15 protein-coding genes, 1 pseudogene and 1 riboswitch are annotated in these 19,843 nt (G+C 38.5%); of the genes and pseudogenes, 6 read left to right on the forward strand and 10 right to left on the reverse strand.

What is annotated here, in order from left to right; genetic code table 11:
* Nucleotides 1-46: 46 nt before the first annotated feature.
* A complete protein-coding gene (locus BKP57_RS05495; RefSeq protein ID WP_072741126.1) occupies nt 47-1,606 on the reverse strand; it encodes a Na+/H+ antiporter NhaC family protein in 1,560 nt (519 codons plus the stop codon).
* Between the two features lie 365 nt (nt 1,607-1,971).
* Between BKP57_RS05495 and kynU the strand changes: the two genes are divergently transcribed.
* From kynU to BKP57_RS05520, 5 genes are all read left to right on the forward strand, one after another.
* A complete protein-coding gene (gene kynU / locus BKP57_RS05500; RefSeq protein WP_072741127.1) occupies nt 1,972-3,243 on the forward strand; it encodes a kynureninase in 1,272 nt (423 codons plus the stop codon).
* Nucleotides 3,244-3,897 carry an arylformamidase gene (gene kynB, locus BKP57_RS05505; RefSeq protein ID WP_050351601.1) on the forward strand — a complete coding sequence of 218 codons (654 nt, stop codon included), beginning with the start codon at nt 3,244-3,246 and terminating at the stop codon, nt 3,895-3,897. It abuts the gene before it with no gap.
* Nucleotides 3,887-4,732: a tryptophan 2,3-dioxygenase gene (gene kynA / locus BKP57_RS05510; RefSeq protein ID WP_050351602.1), complete on the forward strand. Its 846-nt coding sequence runs from the start codon at nt 3,887-3,889 to the stop codon at nt 4,730-4,732. Before kynB ends, kynA begins: the two co-directional genes overlap by 11 nt.
* A gap of 299 nt (nt 4,733-5,031) precedes the next feature.
* Nucleotides 5,032-6,378 carry a sodium-dependent transporter gene (locus tag BKP57_RS05515; RefSeq protein ID WP_050351603.1) on the forward strand — a complete coding sequence of 449 codons (1,347 nt, stop codon included), beginning with the start codon at nt 5,032-5,034 and terminating at the stop codon, nt 6,376-6,378.
* Between the two features lie 246 nt (nt 6,379-6,624).
* Complete coding sequence (locus tag BKP57_RS05520; RefSeq protein WP_072741128.1) at nt 6,625-7,968, forward strand: CoA-disulfide reductase; 1,344 nt, start codon at nt 6,625-6,627, stop codon at nt 7,966-7,968.
* A gap of 136 nt (nt 7,969-8,104) precedes the next feature.
* On the opposite strand, the gene BKP57_RS05525 is transcribed toward BKP57_RS05520, so the two are convergent.
* The 3 genes from BKP57_RS05525 to BKP57_RS05535 all read right to left on the reverse strand — a co-directional run bounded on the left by BKP57_RS05525 (nt 8,105) and on the right by BKP57_RS05535 (nt 11,444).
* Entirely contained in the window at nt 8,105-9,196 is a 1,092-nt protein-coding gene (locus BKP57_RS05525; protein ID WP_050351605.1) for a glycerol dehydrogenase, read from the reverse strand.
* A 389-nt stretch (nt 9,197-9,585) separates the two neighbouring features.
* Nucleotides 9,586-10,257, reverse strand: a complete 672-nt coding sequence (locus tag BKP57_RS05530; RefSeq protein WP_050351606.1) for a hypothetical protein — start codon at nt 10,255-10,257, stop codon at nt 9,586-9,588.
* Between the two features lie 140 nt (nt 10,258-10,397).
* Nucleotides 10,398-11,444, reverse strand: coding sequence for a C45 family autoproteolytic acyltransferase/hydrolase (locus tag BKP57_RS05535; protein WP_050351607.1), 1,047 nt, complete (start codon nt 11,442-11,444; stop codon nt 10,398-10,400).
* Between the two features lie 140 nt (nt 11,445-11,584).
* On the opposite strand from BKP57_RS05535, the gene BKP57_RS05540 reads away from it, so the two are divergent.
* The gene (locus tag BKP57_RS05540) at nt 11,585-13,315 is read left to right on the forward strand and encodes an APC family permease (RefSeq protein WP_050351608.1); all 1,731 of its coding nucleotides are present in this window, start codon (nt 11,585-11,587) and stop codon (nt 13,313-13,315) included.
* Nucleotides 13,316-13,448: 133 nt separating this feature from the next.
* Here BKP57_RS05540 and BKP57_RS05545 read toward each other — a convergent pair whose 3' ends face one another.
* The 6 genes and pseudogenes from BKP57_RS05545 to BKP57_RS05570 form a co-directional block, all read right to left on the reverse strand.
* Nucleotides 13,449-15,323: an ABC-F family ATP-binding cassette domain-containing protein gene (locus BKP57_RS05545; protein ID WP_072741129.1), complete on the reverse strand. Its 1,875-nt coding sequence runs from the start codon at nt 15,321-15,323 to the stop codon at nt 13,449-13,451.
* Nucleotides 15,324-15,329: 6 nt separating this feature from the next.
* The gene (locus BKP57_RS05550; RefSeq protein ID WP_050351610.1) at nt 15,330-15,509 is read right to left on the reverse strand and encodes a hypothetical protein; all 180 of its coding nucleotides are present in this window, start codon (nt 15,507-15,509) and stop codon (nt 15,330-15,332) included.
* A gap of 311 nt (nt 15,510-15,820) precedes the next feature.
* Entirely contained in the window at nt 15,821-16,291 is a 471-nt protein-coding gene (ribH, locus tag BKP57_RS05555; protein WP_399478878.1) for a 6,7-dimethyl-8-ribityllumazine synthase, read from the reverse strand.
* A gap of 28 nt (nt 16,292-16,319) precedes the next feature.
* Nucleotides 16,320-16,907, reverse strand: a pseudogene (gene ribB, locus BKP57_RS05560) (3,4-dihydroxy-2-butanone-4-phosphate synthase); the annotation flags it as partial.
* A 111-nt stretch (nt 16,908-17,018) separates the two neighbouring features.
* Complete coding sequence (locus BKP57_RS05565) at nt 17,019-17,663, reverse strand: riboflavin synthase (protein ID WP_050353450.1); 645 nt, start codon at nt 17,661-17,663, stop codon at nt 17,019-17,021.
* A gap of 579 nt (nt 17,664-18,242) precedes the next feature.
* A riboswitch (FMN riboswitch) is annotated at nt 18,243-18,391 on the reverse strand.
* An 86-nt stretch (nt 18,392-18,477) separates the two neighbouring features.
* On the reverse strand, nt 18,478-19,782 hold the full coding sequence (locus tag BKP57_RS05570; protein WP_072741131.1) for a globin-coupled sensor protein: 1,305 nt from the start codon (nt 19,780-19,782) through the stop codon (nt 18,478-18,480).
* Nucleotides 19,783-19,843: the final 61 nt, after the last annotated feature.

A 19,843-nucleotide genomic window follows, 5' to 3' on the forward strand; every position in this document is an offset into this window, starting at 1 on the left:
GAAATTATCTTTAATATTAATTTTCTATTTATTAAAATAGTTCTGTCTATGTTTCAGTAACTTTCCTCTTTCGCATCCCAATAAATAAGCCAATGAGGCTAACAAGTACCATTACTAAGCCTAATAAAACACTTTCTGTAAACCCAAACACAATATACCCCAAACCGGCTATACAAGCAGCTAAAAGCGCATAAGGAATTTGGGTTGTAACATGATCAATATGATGGCAGCTAGAACCAGTTGATGACAGAATTGTCGTATCAGAGATCGGGGAACAATGGTCACCGAAAACAGCACCTGCTAATACTGCAGCCAATATCGGTAACATTAATGTTACATCCGTTGTTGCTGCTATTTCCCCAGCAATAGGAAGCAAAATACCAAACGCTCCCCAAGATGTCCCTGTTGAAAACGCAATAAACCCGGCCATTAAAAATACGATCAACGGAAGGAGATAAACACTTAAGTTGGCTGCTTCGACAACACTTGCCAAATAAACACCGGTGCCGAGTTGGCTAATTAATGCTGCAATCGCCCAAGCAAAAATTAAAATACCAAAAGCTGGCACCATTGATTTCGCGCCTGTTATAGCGCCTGTTATAAAATTTTTGTACGAAAGTTTTCCTGCGCGAATATGCTGATAAAACAAGATCATCGTCAGTACCATACCTATACTACCGCCAACGAATAGCGCTAACGATACATCCGCACTTCCTAATATATTAATCCACGTTTTTTCACCCTCTACTTTACGTAAACCGTCCACAAAGATAGCGATAATCGTAGCGATAAATAATGTAATCATCGGAAGGAGTAAGTCACGCCTTTTACTAACTTCACTAACCGGAAGTTTAGAGGCTACATCTATCGTTTCTTTTTGTGCTGGATTTAACACTTCTCCTGTTTCCAGCGCTCGTTGTTCGTGTACTTTCATGGGGCCGAAATCAATTTGTTTGATTGCAATAACTACGACAACGCCTAACGCTGCCCAAACATAATAATTCATTGGAATCATTTGTAAAAATGCTTGAAAAGCACCGTACTCGGTTACCTGATGTGTCGCTAATACAGTGCCAATAATACCAATAATATAAGCTCCCCAGCTCGATACGGGAGCAACTACACTGACTGGTGCTGAAGTTGAATCGACAAGATAAGCAAGTTTTGCACGTGATATGCGTTGCTTATCAGTAACCGGCTTAGCAATTTGTCCTACAGTTAAACTGTTAAAATAGTCATCCACAAAAATAATGACTCCAAATAGAACCGTCATCAGTTGTGCACCAGTTCTTGTTTTTACTCTGCGAATCATCCATTCTGCAAATGAACGCGTCCCGCCCATCATAGTTACTAGAGCCGTCAGCATACCTAGCATTAGCACAAACAGCAAGATAAAAACATTCCACGTATCCAATGCGCCATCTACAACAAACACCCCTTTAAACGCCTCCCAAACGAGCTTTAAAGAATCTCCAACCTGAAACTTACCTAGGAACAATGCGGCAGCGAGGATACCAACTCCCAATGACAATAGTACCCGCTTCGTTAATAAAACCATGACAATTGCTATAATCGGCGGTATTAATGACCATACTGTCTCTTCCATTTAGATTCTCCTTTCGTATGTTAGATAAAACCTTAACTTGCGCCTTATTTTAAATATCTAAGAGCAGCGCCATTCAACTCATCACCCCCTCCTTTTTTAGAAAAACTTGGCTTGTCGCCAAGTCTTATGGCGAATGCCTTCGTTTTTTTAAAACCAAAAAATCTTACACTTTAATATAGTACAAAAAACGTTACACTTTTTTGTGATAATTGTTAATATTCTATTTTATTTTTTGATCCATTGTTTCATAACTGAAATCTGCCTTTGCTATCCAAATTTAAAAAACCTCAAAAAAAAAGCCAAAACATACAGAAATTTGTTAAAATAATACGTGAGCATTTTATTTATGTGATGGAGGGAGAAAGATGAAAACAGATATTAGCGAAGCAAAACGACTCGATGAACAAGATCCATTAAGCAAATACCGAGAAGAATTCTACACTTCATCCGACCAGATCTATTTTGACGGCAATTCTTTAGGCCTGTTATCCACTCGGGCAGAAGCAGCACTACACAACTTATTGGCTTCCTGGAAACAACATGGGATCGATGGCTGGACAGAGGGGGAGCACCCGTGGTTTTATTTATCGGAAAAACTAGGCGCTATGACAGCACCGTTAATAGGTGCTCATGCGGAAGAAGTAATTATTACTGGCTCAACAACAACGAATTTACATCAACTTACCGCAAGTTTCTTTCATCCAGAAGGAAAAAGAACCAAAATCCTTGCCGATGAGCTGAATTTCCCGTCCGATATTTATGCACTACAAAGCCAACTACAGTTAAAAGGATTCGACCCAACAGATCACCTCGTAAAAGTTCAAAGTACAGATGGCAACACATTGCAAACCTCTGCAATTATGGAAGCGATGACAGAAGAAATTGCGTTAATCATTCTTCCGGGAGTGCTTTACCGTAGTGGTCAAATTTTAGATATGGAAACAATTACTAAAGCAGCGCATCAAAAAGGCATCAAAATCGGATTTGATTTATGTCATTCGATTGGCGCAATTCCGCATCAATTATCTGATTGGGAGGTGGATTTTGCTTTTTGGTGTACGTATAAGCATTTAAATGGTGGACCAGGGAGCGTTGGTGGCTTATATGTGAATAAAAAAAATTTTAGCAAAAAGCCTGGACTCGCTGGCTGGTTCAGCTCTGACAAAGCTAAACAATTTGATATGGAACATAGCTTATCTCCAGCAAATAATGCTGGCGCTTATCAAATTGGCACACCGCACGTATTAAGTGCCGCTCCATTGCTTGGCTCTCTAGAGATGATATCCGAAATAGGGATAGAAGCAATTAGGGGGAAATCGTTACAGTTAACTGCATATTTAATGGAGCTTGTTGATAAGGAGCTTTTCGAATACGGCTTTACAATAGCAAATCCTCGCTCAGATTCTATACGTGGCGGGCATGTATACTTGGAGCACGCAGAAGCTGCCCGAATCTGTAAAGCGTTGAAAGCAAATGGCGTCATCCCAGATTTCCGTAAACCAAATGGTATTCGTTTAGCACCTGTTGCTTTATACAATACATATACGGAAGTTTGGCAAATGGTTCAGCTACTTAAGTCAATTATGAAAGATGAAAGCTACAAAGCATATGAAAATAAGCGGGGAGTGATTGCCTAAATGACTGACTGGATAGATATTTCACAGCCACTTTCACCTCAGATTGCGCATTGGCCTGGAGACACTCCGTTTCAGTATCGTCTCACAGCTTCCATAGAAGAAACGAAGTCTGTTAATATTGGGAATATCCATACGAGTTTACATATCGGTACACATATCGATGCACCATATCATTTTTCAGCTACTGGGAAAACGGTGGATCAATTACCTATCGAGCCCTATATTGGAAGAGCTGTTGTCATCGATGTAAGTCATACAAAAACAATTAATGCACAAGTTTTATCAGCAATGGATTGGCCTAGCAACACAAAAAGGATTTTATTACACACAAGCTTGGAGAATCAACCGGATCGTTTTCCAGCAAAACTCCCTTACTTAGATCCAGATATTGCTCCCTTTTTACAAGCAAAAGGAGTTCATTTACTAGGAGTAGATATGCCTTCAGTCGATGCACCAGATAGTAAGGACTTAGCTACTCACCATGCATTAGCTGCGCATGGAATTTATATTCTGGAAAACGTGATGCTTGATACGGTTCCAGCTGGGGAATATGAACTCATTGCCCTTCCTTTGCCCATCCAAGGTGCTGATGGCAGTCCCGTCCGAGCGGTTATTCGCCCAATCAGAAAGGGGAGCATGAGTAATGACAGATAAAAAGAATCGAGTTTTTGGTTCAGAAGACGGTATCTACACAGACTTCAAGGAAAAAATGACGTATGGCGATTATTTGCAATTAGATACGTTATTAACCAGTCAAAAGCGATTGTCCGATCATCATGATGAAATGCTGTTTATCATTATCCATCAAGTAAGTGAGCTTTGGCTAAAGCTGATTATCCATGAAATTCAGGCAGCAATTACATCGATTCAACAAGGCAATTTTCAAGCATCGTTTAAAATGCTTGCCCGTGTTTCCAAAACGCAATCGCAAATCATTCAAGCATGGGACGTTTTATCCACCTTAACGCCAGCAGAGTACATGGAATTTAGAGAAAGCCTTGGTAATGCATCCGGATTTCAATCTTACCAATATCGACTTGTCGAATTTGTGCTTGGCTACAAAACCCCGTATATTTTAAAAATATATGAAAACGATCCACAGTTTCATCAAACATTAGAGAAGGCTTATCATGCACCTGGACTTTATGACGTTGCTATTCAAGCATTGGCAGATCATGGATTATCCATTAACACGGACATTTTGCAACGTGATTTTTCGAAATCCTATGAAAAGGACACTTCTGTTGAGCAGGCTTGGTTAACCGTCTATCAAAATACAAATAAATACTGGGAATTATACCAGCTTGCTGAAAAATTAGTAGACATTGAAGATTGGTTTCAGCAATGGCGATTCAGGCATATGAAAACAGTCGAACGCATTATTGGCTTCAAAACAGGTACGGGAGGATCCTCTGGCGTCCATTATTTAAAGAAGGTTCTTGAACATTACTTTTTCCCAGAATTATGGGAAATACGCAGTAAAATATGAGGTAAAACTGTAATAGGGCATTTAGGTGCTGTTATCTTCCACTTAGACTTGTGGCATTACTGATTATCCAACTCCTGAAGTGGAAATCTTACAGCACCTTATATACGGGATAAAATTTTTTAAACCAATATCCTCATTGAAGCATATATTGGGAAAGAAATTCCGCCAAAATGACTTGACTTTTATGAACAATAGAAATAAAGTAAAACATAATTTACAAAAACAAGAGAGGTAAACTCCTCTCTGTTTTCGTTTTCACTTGATATCATAAACCCACTCGAAAGGAAGACAGACATCTTATGCAAAAGAAACCGGAACAATGGGCAAGTAAAATTGGATTTATTCTCTCCTCAGCTGGAGCTGCCATTGGCCTTGGAGCTATTTGGAAGTTCCCGTATATGACAGGAGAAAATGGTGGGGGCGCCTTTTTCTTATTATTTATCGCTTTTACAATCATTATTGGCTTACCGATATTAATTGCTGAGTTTATTATTGGTAGAGGGGCGCAAAAAGAAGCCATTTCTGCATACCAAACATTAGCTCCCAAACGAAGTCTATGGAGATTTATTGGACATTGGGGCGTCGCAGGGGCTTTTTTATTAATGTCTTTCTATAGTGTCGTCGGTGGATGGGTGCTCACCTATAGCCTATTATCCATCCCTGGCATGATTATCGGCAACGGAACTAATTATGCGGATCTGTTCGCAACTATTACGGGCAGTCCTTTCTTAACGATTTTAGGACACTTCTTATTTATTATGATAAATGTGGTTGTTGTATCGTTTGGTGTTAAGGATGGAATTGAAAAAACGAGCAAGATTTTAATGCCATTATTATTTATCTTTTTCATTATTCTTGTTATTCGTTCCATTACATTTGATGGAGCAATGGAGGGGCTTCGGTTCTTTCTACAACCCGATTTTTCAAAATTAAATACCGAAAACATCCTTTATGCGCTCGGACAGTCCTTTTTCTCTTTGGCTGTTGGTGTTTCTGTAATGGTTACGTATAGCTCTTACTTAAAAAAAGATGTTAGCCTACCAATGTCAGCAGCTTCTGTATCAATTATGAATATATTTGTCTCTTTACTTGCAGGGCTAGCTATCTTCCCTGTGGTCTTTGCCTTTGGTTTGGAGCCAACAGAAGGTCCAGGGCTATTATTTATCGTCTTACCAGAAGCTTTTGCACAAATGCCGTTTGGAGAGCTATTTTTAAGCTTATTTCTATTGCTGTTTTTGTTTGCCGTATTAACTTCTTCGTTTAGCATGCTGGAAATCGTTACTGCAGCAGTTACCGCTAAAAAGCAACGTTCCCGACGTACAACAGCTTTAGTTGCTGGTTTGCTGGTATTCTTTACCGGAATACCAGCAGCACTTTCTTCCAGTAGTTTATCTAATGTGACTATTTTCGGAAAAACATTTTTCGATGCCTCTGATTTTCTAGTCAGTAATATTATGTTACCTGGAGGTTGTCTATTTATTGCTTTATTTGTTGGCTTTAAAATGGATAAACAGCTAATTCAGCAAGAGTTTCGCTATGGGAATCAGTTAGGTGACCCAATATATAATGCTTGGTTTCAATTAATCCGCTGGCTCGCTCCATTAACAATTATTATTGTTTTTCTAGGTTCCCTCGGCTTTTTATAAGGCGTAGTTGCTGAGCGTAATAGCTGTTATTTCATGTTTTACGGTAGGTTAGCGTTTTAGAACTTCCTGCCGTGATTGAACAGACCGTTTTGAACATTATTTATAGGGTAAAATAACTGTAGCAACCTCTTTTTCAAATAGCCATGTATTGCACCATGATGACTTCACATTCCAATCTGCTTTAAACGTAACATGATAAGGTGTATTGCATCGCTTTAGAAATGGGAAAGTTAAAGGAGTGTTTCAATGACACAAAAAATCCTCATTGTTGGTGGAGTTGGTGGAGGCGCTACAGTTGCAGCACAAATACGTAGAAAAAACAAAGATGCAACGATTATTATCTTTGATAAAGATGAATATATCGCTTTTTCTAATTGTGGCATGCCCTATTACTTAGGAAATACGGTGAAAGACCGTGAACAAATTTTATACCCGAAAGAAGAATTTGCCGTTAAATATGGTGTTCAGGTAAGAACAAAAGCTGAGGTAACGGCAATTCATCGAGAGCAAAAAGCAATTACCTATCTTACGGAATCAAAACAGTATACAGAAACATATGATCAACTCATTTTATCACCTGGCGCAACGGCGGTCATGCCACCGATCCCAGGAATGGACCAGACACGAACTTTTTCTCTACACACAATAGCCGATATGGATGAAATAGCTGCATACATCGAAGAACAACATCCAAAATCTGCTGCTATTGTAGGTGGTGGCTTCATCGGATTAGAAATGCTGGAAAACTTACACGCAAAAGAGCTGAATTGTACCTTAATTGACCGCTCTGACCAAGTGATGAATCCACTTGATCAAGATATGGCTGAAATGGTTCATGAATATATAAACGAAAAGCAAGTCCATTTGCTGCTTAATAATGGATTGAAGGAGTTTTCTAATGAAGGAAAAACATTGCATGTAGCTAGTGGAAAAACAGTCGCTGCCGATATGACGATCATGGCTGTAGGAATTCAGCCAAACGTTCAACTAGCACAAGAGGCAGGCTTATCTATTGGTAAAACTGGTGCAATTATCGTAAATGAATATATGCAAACGGATGATCCTGCCATTTATGCTTTAGGAGATGCTGTGGAAACAACCGATTGGATAACTGGAGAACCGAGAAATATCGCATTAGCTTGGCCAGCCCATCGGCAGGCGTTTATCATTGCTAGCCATTTACATGGGCAACCTATCCCGTATCAAGGAACGATAGGTTCCAGTATTTTACGACTTTTTGAGATGACAATTGGAGCAACCGGAGCGAATCGTATCGAATTAGAAGCAAAAGGTATCCCTTATAAAGAGGCAAAAATCGAAACATTATCAAACGCAAATTATTTCCCTTCTACAGCTAAGCTATGGATTAAAATTTTATTTGATGCGCAAAATGGGCGTATTTATGGAGGTCAGGCTGTAGGGTATGCTGGAGCTGACAAACGTTTGGCCATCCTATCCACTGCTATTAAAGGAAGGATGACTGTTTTCGATTTACCTGAATTGGAGCTCGCTTACGCTCCTCCTTATTCCAGCCCGAAAGACCCCGTAAATATCCTTGGATACAAAGCAGCTTCTATGTTAGCAAATTAGTAATTGGTAAGAATCAGGATAGTCTATTACCGCCGACGTATAAAGAGAACCGTCCATTTCGGACGGTTCTCTTTATATTAATCCAACCTATACGTTTTCATTCATCTTCTGGTAGTTGTAACACATATTAATTACTTTATTCCTCGCTTAATTGATCCACAGCAAGAATAGCAGCTGCAACATCGTCTGCAGTTACATCATTAGATAAGTTGCTCATCGTCTCGCCTTCTTGTGTAGCAGCCTCCCCAACACGAAGCAGGTCTTCGTATGATACGTTATCCAAATGCATTTCTTTTAATGTTGTTGGTAAGCCTAATTTCTTATAAAAATCAATGTATTTTTGTAATTCCTCTTTTGGATGCAGTTCCAAAACAAGCTGTACTAACGTGCCATAGGCTACTTTTTCTCCGTGTGTTAAATGATGAATATCTCCATCCAATACAGTAAAGCCATTATGAATAGCATGCGCTCCAGCTAAGCCGCCACTTTCAAAGCCTAGTCCAGATAACAATGTATTTGCTTCGACAACAGCTTCAACATGCTTTGTCACAATACCTTTTTTAACGGCTTGAAATGCTGCCTCGCCATATGCAAATAATGTTTTCTCACATTCTTTGGCGATTGCCTTTGCGGCAATACTTGGTTTTCCACCGGCCATGGCCTCGCCATTACTTTTTAGTGTCGCTCTTGCTTCTACCCACGTGGCCATTGCGTCGGCAATCCCGGAAGCAAATAGTCTTGCTGGAGCTTTAGCTACAACTGCAGTATCAACCAGCACTAAGTCTGGGTTTTTATCGTAAAATTTATATGATTCAAATACACCTTCATCACTATAGATAACCGATAAAGCACTTGTAGGTGCGTCCGTAGATGCTGTTGTTGGAACAATAATAACGCTTACTTCTAAGCCATCAGCGATTGCTTTAGCAGTGTCTAATGTCTTCCCACCACCTACACCTATTACGGCATCAACGCTTGCTTCTTTTCCTACTTTGACAACCCTGTCGATTTCCGCTATGGAAGCTTCTCCATTAAATGGAACATAGTGATAAGCTAGATTCTCTTCTTTCATACTTGTCTCAATGGTTTCTTTCGTAATCTCCCATACTACATCATCAGACAAAATTAATGGTTTCTGACTAATTGGCTTGACATGCTTTCCTAGACTCTTTAAAGCATCTTTTCCTTGAATATACTTACTTGGTGAAATAAAAATAATCTCTGACATTGTCATCGCCCCTTCTGCTAGCAATTCAAGATAAGGATAGACAGGCTCTTCAAAAGCCATCCATACGAAAGAAAAGCAAATGCATTAGCTTTGCCGTTGATCATTTAAACTAGGCTCTATATACCTGCTCCCTATTTGAATCAAAGCAATTATAGTATTACATACACATGTTTAGTATAACAATGGTGGAAGCGATTATACAAGCTTTTCGTGATTAATTTCACATTTTTTTAATAAATCAGCTCTTTAAAATAACTATTCGAGCTACTTAGCTTGAGCAAACTTAGAGCGAAACTGGAACTTTAGCTCGGAGGCACTCGGAGGCAAATTAAAATAGCTAACCCTACGAAAGCACCTTTTTAGCACCTTTCTGTAGAGCTAGCTATCCATTACAAATCTTCTTCAAACCGATAAACTAATTTATACTTTTCTTCATTTAATAAATCTACCACATGTATACGGACGCCATGTCCAAAAATGACTTCATCCTCCGTCATCGCAACAATCATTGCTTTCGTTTCTTTATTTACATCAATATATATGTCCCCAACAGCAGGTTTTAGATTCGTATCACTTTCAGCTAAATAGGTGATCGATTCATCTTGGATTTGCTGCTCCTCAGGAACCAAACTTTTATCATAATATGCAATTTCCCGACTAGCTTCTGATTTACCCGGAACCATCACAACATACTCACTATGCTTTACACCATTATCTCTGGTAGTAACTACGTTTCCATCCTCTACACTATCAACTTTTTCAATCGCATTCAGTGAATAGTGATCAAGAAAATCCGGCGCTGGCTTGATGATTAAAATATAATCACCTGGCTCTGGTCGTTTATTTTTATCGATGGTATATCGTTTACCATAAAAAATGAATGTATCATTATGCTGTGGACGACATAATTCAATTTCGCTTGCTTTCGTTAATATCTGCTGCATGTCCTTTAAACGATATAAATGCACAGATTTCTTAAACATCGGTTTTACTGAATACACTTGGTGCAATTCATTTCGGTAAAAAACAAACTGCCCTTTTCTCACTTGAAAAAGCTTCATTAGACTACCTCCTATAATGATGTTCCATTAGAGTATATTACAACTGTAGCAAAAAAAGAAAGTCCTAAACTGATATTCCTTTTAATCCACATATTTGAAACATTTTATTCTTTAAAAAATAACTCAGAACAGCGTTAGATTCACATTTTTTCCATATGAACAAACGGTAATGAAGTATCTACTTTGCCGATGACACGCTTAATGGAAAAATCTTGTCCCTTTAGCCATTTATTGAAATCAAAAATAACCGGCTCTCTGTCGCCTCCTAACGCAAACCACGCTTTTAATTGCTTCGGGAAGTAACCTGATGTATGAATCGTCCCAGCCCACTGCTTATATTTTGTAGAAAAAACGCCACGCTTCGAATCATTCATCAGTCTAAAAGCGTCATACGCATTCGTAATTTGTCCCTTATTGTCCTGAATCGTTTGCTGTCTACGCTGGGAATCTGCCAAATGATGCCGATTTTCTTCGGTTAAATGTTCAAAGTGATTGGTACAGACTTGTCCTGTACGTATTTTTACAGCTCGAGGAGAAGCTTCTATAATATAGGTTTCCCCATTTTTATCCAATAAAACATAACTGAAGGAATGACGATGTGGAATTTCCTGTAATACAGCAATAGCCTGCTCCACATCTTTACAATTTTCCAGAACTATTCTGGCTATCATATTACAAATAAACCCATCTTCCGGATGTCGACGATGAACAAAATTATAACCAATGGTTAACCCGTGTTCATTCATGCCGTCCATCCTGCCAGTTATACGCTGGGACGGTGCAATCGTTGCATAGCCTTGATCAGTCGGTTGAAAAACCGTATAGCGGCCTTCATATGTCTTCGGATGATAATCGTAGTTGCGAATCATATAGTCTGAATTTGTGAAAATGGAGCAACCACTTTTTTGATATGCTAGTCGATATCCGCCAAACTCTTGCAGTATCTCCTCCATGTCCCACTGAAGTGCATCCATTAATCCACATAGCTCTTCCCAAATCCCAGGAGCGATCGGTTGAATCATTCGCTTCACTTCATCTTCTTTGATAATGAATCTCGGTCGTCTAATCTTCCATTGCTTTTTCCTATTTTCTAATATATAGGAATGCTTTAAGTCTATTCCTTGCTCGTAACCAAAATCATAGTGTCTGCCCCGGTACTGTATTACATCACTATAGATCGATTGCATGAAGTTCCCACCTTTCTCGCACATTCATCCTTCATTGTAATCTTTAATCTTTCATTTGAAAATCCATATGTATTTAAATGAAACCTTTCATCTATAGCTATCGTAGTAAAAGTATAGAGTTTATAATTAGGAGTGAAAACATGACAGGAATTTTAACAACGACGATACTTTCATTTATTTTATATGCTGTCATCGCTGTATTTTTTATTATTCAAAACAAAAAATACCGGGTGACGACAGTAAAAGCAGTCGGTCTGGTTTTTGCAACGCTGTTTATACTCGGTGTTATTACTGTATACATTTTAATGCCGCCGATTACCATACCGAACATGACAATTGCGAACCTCGTTATAGGGACTGCAGGAATGATAAGTTTATATGCATTAACCAAGAGTAAGCCATTTACCAAATCTACCAAGCATTTCGATACGATTACAGGTGCCCTTATTCTATTTGCAATCATTGCCATTCCCGGATTTATTCTTTTAGGTATCCTTTCGTTAGATGATGCACATCAGTCCATCGCTACCAAAGAAGTTGAAGAAGCAAAGCCATTAGATCAAGACGCTACACCAATCGTTGTCTCACCGGAATTTGCTCGAAACAAAGTGCAAAAAGCGATGAGTGTTGTTCCAAATACACAATTCTATGATCTAGGAAAATTACAGGTGCAAAAAGTCAACAATGACATCGTATTTGTGGCTCCTGTAGAATTTACTGGATTTTGGAAATATTTTCGCGGGAAGGAAACAGAAGGATATTTCACTATTTCTGCTACAGATATCAATGCACAACCAAAGTTTATTGAAGGCAAAATGAAATATACAAATTCCAGTTACTTTAATCATCAAGTGTCACGTACGATTTACAATGCGCACCCAAACTACATTCAAAATGGGGAACCCCAAATTGAAGTAGATGAGGAAGGCAAGCCTTGGTATGTACAGACATTATATAAACCAATTGGCTTGACAAACAAACCTAACTTGCAAAAACTACATGCTGCAGTTGTCGACCCGGTTACTGGAGATGTGAAGCTGTATAAATCAGATCAAGCACCTGAATTCATTGAAGGGTCTATCAGCTCTGAAATGGCTTCAGAGGAAAATGAATATTTCGGCAAATATGTTCACGGATGGCTTAATTCCATTTTTGGAAAAAAAGATGTAAAAATACCAAATGAATCAGGTACAGAGACAAGTGTAACGCCTTTATTTGATGAGAATGGAGCAATGTATTACTTTACAGACATGTCCTCGCCAAAGGAAAATATCGATTCGGCTCTAGGTTACACCCTTATCAATGCGCGAACGGGTAAATTAACCTATTATAATGGCGAGCAGAATAATGGTATTATGGACAGTAAAGGTGCAAAAGAAATCGTCAATAAAGAGTTTCCTGAAAAGAAATGGACTGGATCCATGCCAATTCTTTATAATATTGATGGCAATCCCACTTGGGTGGTTAACGTTTTGGATCCGAACGGTCTATTCAAGCACTATGCTTACATTAAAGCAGCTGACTCTGATTTTGTCGTCTTTGGAGATACAGCCAGAAGTACACTAGAGTCTTACCGACTCGCCTTGGCACAAGATCCAAGCAATGTGGAATCTACTGGGGAAGCAAGCTTAGAAAAGCGTAACGGTACAGTAGAACGTGTACTAGTCACAACCCAAGATAAAAATCAAGTTGTCCAATTTCTGCTTCAGGATGACCCAATTATTTATACTGTTAATTCCGGAAAAGCTCCAAGAGCCATTTTCTTACAGACTGGAGATAAAGTAGAACTGGAAGCAAATATTAGGGACAATCAAACGGCGATCGTCGAGACAATTAGCATTGAAGGATTAACGACGACCCCTGAACAATAAATTAAATACGATAATAGAGCAGGTCGGCAATGATGCCAACCTGCTATTTATGTTGCTTATTTTGCTTATTTACGACGCAATAGCCTATAGTTCACAAAATAAGCCAAGCATGGATGCGTAAAATAAGGAGACACTATTCTTCTATAAGCAAAGATAGTTCTTCCCATCTGTCCATTTTTTCATTTAAAGCTTTCTCTACATTCATTTGCTCTGCATATAGTTCCTGCACCTTTTGCGAATCGCTCCCCGCAGCGACAATATCATTTTTAATCGATTCTAGCTTTTCTTCCAACGAAGTAATAACATCTTCTATTTCATCCCATTCTTTTTTCTCCAAATAGGACAGCTTCTTCTTTTGAGGTTTCGGTGATTGTCGTTGGTTCTTGGACTTTTCTGCCGATTTAGCAGCGATATGGGTGCTTTCTTGGTGGGCTAAAAAATCACTATAATTGCTATGGTAGGAAGTAATATTGCCTTTTCCGTCAAATACAAGCAACCGATCCACAACACGATCTAAGAAATAGCGATCATGGGAAACCGTTACGACAACGCCTGGAAAGTGATCCAAATACTCTTCTAACACGCTTAACGTTTGCGTATCTAAATCATTCGTTGGTTCATCTAAAAACAGCACATTTGGTTCTTGCATTAACACTTTCAGCAAATATAAACGCCGCTTCTCTCCACCAGATAATTTACGGATATACGTCCATTGCTGTTTTCGTGAAAACAAAAAATGCTCTAGCATTTGCTCTGCTGTAATAACAGACCCATCTTTCGTATGAATGACTTCAGCTATTTCTTTAATATAATCAATGATTCGTAAATCTCCGTCTAACTCTTCTTCTCCTTGCGTATAGTAACCGATTTTCACCGTATCGCCAACAATGACTTCTCCATCATCAGGTGACAAGCGTTGTGCCATAATATGCAAAAAGGTAGATTTCCCAGAACCATTCGGACCAACAATTCCTACACGATCACCAGGTGTCAATAATTGATTGACATTCGATAAAATTTCTTTATTACCGAACGATTTACAAACTTGTTTTAATTCAATGACTTTTTTACCTAGCCTAGCCGAACCAATAGGAACTTCAACATTTTCCTGTCTCGTATCAAATGTCTTTTGCTGCATGGTATGCACACGTTCAATTCTAGCCTTTTGTTTTGTTGAACGTGCCTTCACACCGCTTTTCAGCCACGCTAGCTCTCGTCGTAACGTGTTTTGGTGCTTGACCTCTTCACTTCTTTCTAACGCTTCACGCTCTGCCTTTTTCTCTAAAAATACTTCATAATTTCCTTCATACGTGTACAAGTTGCCACGATCCAATTCAAAAATCCGATTAGTTACACGATTTAAAAAGTAACGATCATGGGTTACGAGTAAAAGCGAACCAGGATAGGTCTGTAGATATTTCTCCAGCCATTCAATGGTTGCATGATCCAAATGGTTGGTCGGCTCATCTAATATAAGCAGATCAGCAGGCTGGATTAGCGCAGTCGCAAGTGCGACTCGCTTTTTTTGACCGCCTGAAAGCGTTGCTGTCGGTTTATCGAAATCTGTAATCCCTAATTTCGTCAAAATTGTCTTCGCGGTTGTATTAGCCTCCCACGCACCCAATTCATCCATTTTTTGCTGTGCAGCTAATAAATTGGTTTGCGCCTTTTCACTTTCTGAATCACGCTGTAATTGAAGCAGTGCTTGCTCATATTCTCGCATAACCTTCATGATCGCTGAATTCCCATAATAGATTTGCTCCATCACAGTTAAATTCGGGTCTAAAGTCGGGGCTTGGGCCAAATATTGAATGCGATAATCGTTCGCATGGTGAATCTCCCCATGGTCTGCTGGTTCTATACGAGCAATAATTTTTAATAAGGTGGACTTTCCTGTACCGTTAACACCAATCAAGCCAATTCGTTCACCACCAATAATATGACAGGTAATCGAATTAAAAAGTGTTTTATCACCAAATGATTTTGATAGATTTTCTATCGATAGCATGTTTCATCATCCTTCATTCTTTCTGTTTTTCCACCAAGATTTAGTAATAAGCACAATTAACAATAGCATCCATGAAGTTACTAAATAAAAAATCACCTTTGCTGGTTCTGTCATGTCTGAGAAGAAAAAAGCCATGCCAACCCAAACAACAGCAATGATTACTAGCTGTGCTATTAAGAGCTTCAAAACAATCTCCCCCATATATGTATCGTCGTTCATATTAAAAAAACAACTCGCCCTATACTAGAAACCTAGTATCCCCAAAAACAATATGTCATTTTTCTTTGATTACTGTGAAATGATGCACTCCATAGCACTATCGCCGAAGGACCTTATCACTGCTATGGAGTAGCATAAAAGATGGTATGAGAGAACCGTCTGCAATCTCTATCCCATTGTATATTATAATAACCCTTGTATACTAATAATAGCAATGCGTTACAGTTCTAAAACATGACTGCCTATTTAAATACTGCTAGCTATCTAAGTGTACAGCTTTACATGTTACGAAGCAAATTCGCCATTTCAATCGCTACACTGGCTGCTTCGGAACCTTTATTTCCAGCTTTTGTACCCGCTCTTTCAATTGCCTGTTCAATTGTTTCTGTTGTTAAGATTCCAAAAATAACTGGCTTTCCCGCTTGCAATGATGCTTGCGATACGCCCTTGGCCGCTTCATTACAAACATAATCGAAATGTGGCGTAGCACCACGAATCACCGCTCCGAGAGTAATAACCGCGTCATATTGCTCTTGCATAGCCATCTTTTTAGCAATTAATGGGATTTCATAAGCTCCAGGTACCCAAGCAACCGTAATCTGATCAGCGGCTACCCCGTGTCGCATTAATGTGTCTTTAGCACCTTCTAATAGTTTCCCAGTAATAAATTCATTAAATCTACCAACAACGATTCCAATCCGTAAATCCGTTCCAACTAAATTCCCTTGTAATACGTTAACGTTACTCAATGACGTCACACTCCTCGTTCTCATTTATTCGATATGCTACTAATTGCTGTACAGATATGAGCTGCAAACTAAATTGTTCAGCGATTTTTTCCAAGTCTGCTAGCCTTGCCATGGAACCATCGCTATTTATAATTTCACATATAGTTCCTGAAGGACTAGCTCCACATAATTTAGCCAAATCTACAGCTGCTTCCGTATGACCTTGGCGTACAAGCACTCCACCATCTCGAGCAATTAATGGGAATACATGTCCGGGCTGATGAAAATCCTCTTTTACAGCGAATGAGTTAGCGAGTGCTCGAATCGTTGTTGCTCGATCAATTGCACTAATCCCTGTTGTTGTTTCCTTATGATCGACACTAATGGTAAATGCGGTAGCATATGAGTCTGTTTGTGTTGATGGCATTAATGTCAATCCAAGCCGCTTTGCTATTTCGCTACCCACTGCTGTACATACTAATCCTTTACCATGCGTTATCATGAAATTAACGACTGCTGGAGTAATTGATGCTGATAAAGCAACAAAGTCACCTTCATTTTCCCGACTTTCATCATCAACCACAATAACTGGCTTGCCTGCTTTCAAATCCTTGACTGCATCTTCTATTGTATGCATGTTTTTCTCCTTCCTTTTCAATAGTATTTGACCCAACGGAAAACAACACATCTTCCTATTTTAAAAAGGCATATAAGCTTTTATCATCTGCAATTATTGCCGTTTAGTTTCTTACATAAAGCCATTCGCTCTTAAATATGCTTCATCCAATATTTCTTTTTTTGATGCAAATGTAAGTAGATGTTCTACATGCTTTATAAGCATGTCACATTCTATATTAACAACGTCTCCAACTTCCTTTTCGCCTAATATCGTTATTGAAGCTGTATAAGGGATAAGAGAAATAGTAAAGAAGTTCTGCTTTACTTGAAATACGGTTAAACTAACTCCATCAATAGCAACGGATCCCTTCGTAATGACATACCTCGCCAGACTAGCTGGTATTTCGATATCATAATAAATAGCATTTTGTTCCCGTTGCTTGCGAATAATTTCTCCTATTCCATCTACATGCCCGGAAACAATATGACCACCAAACCTCTCATTAGCAGCCATAGCACGCTCTAAATTCACAGAAGAGCCTGCTCTCAACGAGCGTAAGGAAGTTGCGTTTACCGTTTCTGGCATGACATCCACTGTAAAGCTGTGCTCATCAAATGAGGTTACCGTAAGACAGATGCCGTTTATAGCAATGCTGTCTCCCATTTGGACATCATTTAAAACAGTAGAAGCTTTTACTCTTAATACGATTGCCTGATCAGAAATATGTTTCATCGAAGCTACCTGTCCTTGTTCTTCAATAATTCCAGTAAACAAACGAATCATCCTCTCCTTTATTTATGAACAATATTTTATAGCCTATTGCTTTTGGGAGAAGGTCTGCAAAAAGGGGCACATCATAAACGTAAAAACAAACCGCTGTTAATATCAAGCTGAATAACAGGAAAAAGCCCCTAAACGTAAATTTAGGGGCTTGAAAAGGTCAGAATATCATCCTACATATTTTTGCTTTTGGGAGGTTAGTTGGAATAAAAAGGGTTAAGTGTATAAAAGTCACTGGTTGCATAGCGTTATTGCCTTAATTCTGCAGCTATTTTCAAAAGGCAAGCTTTAGCTACTTCAAACTTTACCACCATAACTATACCCTTTTCTTTAACATAGTCTTTAAAAGAAGGCACGACCATACTACAGATTAAAAATAACCCGTTTTTTGATACCTCAAAAAGAAAATACCATTGCATATAGTCGGTTAGCGCTTTCTTTTACACATTCATCCCAAATAAGTAACTGTTTTTAACATTAGGATTGCTTAAAACACTATTTGACCGTAATGATAAATGAGGTAGTAAAGCAATCCAGCTTCCAAAACAGTTATCCAGATATGCAGTTTCTTTCGTTTTCCTTCTCCCATCCAGACTTTAACTGTCGGTTCTGGATTCGCACCAGATCCACCGTTTGCATAAATATCAAACGGGTCACGGACTTAAAGTGTTGTACCACTTTTTACCGTCGGTCGGGAATTTCACCCTGCCCCGAAGGAATCATATACTATTGTATTGCTGTTAAGTATAAACGAAAATGCAGTCGTTTTGCAAATTTTATATCCAATCCAATATAGTGAGTTTTTATTTTAGTTATCGTTTAATTCATGTGTAATAGTAGTCAAATGATCGGCTGAAGCAGCTACCTCATCTACAGCTCTACTTAATTCAGTAATAATTTCTATAAAGGATATAATTTCTTGTTCAATTACATTGTTTTGGTCTTTCGTTTCATGCATGGCTCCCATTATTTGTGAAAAGTGCTGCTCTATTTCTTGTAATCCTTGGTTACCATTTTTTATCTCTATGCCTACCGTTTGTAAGGAACTAGCAATTTTTTCTACTTGTCCGTTCATATTCCAAATGAGTGAAGATACATTGGTAACGGATTCTTTTGTTTGTTCGGATAACTTCCTAACTTCATCAGCAACTACCGCAAAGCCACGTCCGTATTCTCCAGCTCTGGCTGCCTCGATAGATGCATTTAAGGCAAGTAAATTCGTTTGTTCTGCTACTTCTTTAACTATGTTCACAATCGATTGCATTTGCTTGGAAATATCTATTAAATGATGCACATCGCCTTCTAAGTAATGTACCGAATCATACAATTTAGCCATACTTTTATCTTGTTTATTTAACTGTTTTTTTCCTGTTTTCGCTCTATCATAAGCATCCTCAGAGAGCGATGTGCCATTGTTAGCAATCGAAATTATTTCTTTTGACTGTGATTGCAATTGCTGAAAAGAAGCATTAGTTTCTTCAGAAATCGCTGCCAAGCTTTCTGAGGACTCAGCAACACTATGACTAATTTTTTCTCTTTGTAGGTCAGCTTCACGTTTAATTTTATTCATATGTTCATCATATGCTTCTAACACAAGCTGCTGCTCTAAATTGATTATTTTCGATAATGCCCGTATGGCTAATAGAGACTCCTTTTTCATATGGACGTTTTGTTCGATGATATCCATTATAGATAAAAACAAGTCTTGAAAAGCACTCATATACCATTTCGTCTCAAGACCAATTTTCACATGCATGTTAGCAATATTTATTCGTTTAATGAAATAAGCTTGATCAATCACGCCATCAAACATTTCACATATATGTCGTTCTAATGTTTGTTTTAGCTTTTCAATGGAGCTATGCTGATCAATGATTTTCAGAAGAGATTGTTCCGTTGCTAAATTATCGTAAAATCGATCTACGATATAGTGAATATTGTCTACTACATAAGGTTTTAACTGATGAATCAATGATAAATCGGACAATGTTAAACCAATCATATGAATTTGATTTGCAACGTCACTATCCTCTCCTACATTTAAGCGTACCTGAGACTCGGTTACTACATTTGGTTGAAAAAATGATACCTTGCTATTTTTCTTAAAAATCATGTTGTCTCCCCCTTTGTTCATTTATATCTACAATGACAATTGGTTATATTTTACATTAATT

Origin of the sequence: Virgibacillus sp. 6R (assembly GCF_001895305.1) — a bacterium.
Taxonomy (GTDB): Bacteria; Bacillota; Bacilli; order Bacillales; family Amphibacillaceae; genus Virgibacillus; species Virgibacillus pantothenticus.